The 1,337-nt window shown below is 47.6% G+C and carries 1 protein-coding gene; it reads left to right on the forward strand.

The genetic code is table 11. From position 1 onward, the window contains the following. Nucleotides 1-60 precede the first annotated feature (60 nt). A partial coding sequence (locus DL94_RS0111650) for a flagellin N-terminal helical domain-containing protein (RefSeq protein WP_037371857.1) occupies nt 61-1,337 on the forward strand: 1,277 nt, incomplete at its 3' end.

The raw sequence follows: 1,337 nt of genomic DNA on the forward strand, positions 1-1,337 counted from the left end.
GACAGTCAGGGATGGCTGTTACAAAATATTATTTTTCTACATTCAAGGAGGAAAAACATCATGGCAATGGTAGTAAAGAACAACATGTCGGCAATCTCGACGCTGAACACTCTGAACAAGAACTCCAGCGCACTGTCCAAGAGCCTGCAGAAAGTATCTTCCGGTATGAAGATTAACTCGGCAGCAGATGATGCTTCCGGTTATGCGATTTCTGAGCGTATGCGCGTTCAGATTCGCGGTCTTGATCAGGCAAATTCCAACACTCAGAACGGCAGCAGCATGCTGAAGGTTGCAGAAGGTGCCGTAAGCTCCACCGTTGATATTCTGAAAACACTGAAAGAGAAAGTTATCAACGCAGCAAACGATACCAACACGGACAGCGACCGTCAGACTATCCAGAAGGAACTGAACCAGAGCATTGACCAGATCAACGACAATGCCAATGTTACCTTCAACGGCAAGTATCTTGTTGATGGTTCGCACAACAAGAAGATTGTGCAGACCTCTACAGCTTTGACCAATGAGAGCTTGAATTCTGCTACGCTGGGTACTTCTGCTTTGACTGCATTGCAGGATCGTAACGGCAACAACCTGAACATCCATACTTCGGATAACATTACGGTTTCCTATGTGAAGCAGGGCAAGACTTATTCTACCACGTTTAGTGTAGGTAATACTAACTTGTCTACAGCTATTAACAATGCAACACAGCCGAGTGGTTCTAATGATTTGACTCTTGATGGTGGTGCTTCGGCATTGACATCAGTAGTAGGTTTGGATAGTTCTTCCAATACTGTTTACACGGCTGATGGCGGCAATGCATTGACGATTAGAGCAAAATTTGGCGGTACTGCTGGTCAGATTAGCGGCTTTACCATTAGCGTAACGGATCGTGATGGCAATATCAATAAGTCCGCCAACGCTGTACTGGATAACTTCAGCGAAACTATCCGCGCAGAAAATACCGGTGATGACAACAGCCTGGTATTGCAGGTCGGCACGAAAGCTAATCAGGCCATCAAGGTAGGTCTTACGGATATGCGTTCCGAGGCTCTGGGGCTTTCCGGTTCCGATGGCACGAAGCTGAACATCTCCACGCAGGTGAAGGCTAATGCCGCGATCAATGTTCTCGATAATGCGGTACAGAAAGCACTGGATCAGCAGACGACTATCGGCTCCATCGAAAGCCGTCTTGAGTACACCAGCAGCAACCTGACCACGGCATCTGAGAACGTACAGGCTGCAGAATCCACGATTCGTGATGCTGACATGGCGAAGGAAATGACGAACTACACGAAGAACAATGTTCTTCTGCAGGCCGCTCAGTCCATGCTGGC

It is taken from the genome of Selenomonas sp. AE3005 (assembly GCF_000686945.1).
In the GTDB taxonomy this organism is placed as follows: Bacteria; Bacillota; Negativicutes; order Selenomonadales; family Selenomonadaceae; genus Selenomonas_A.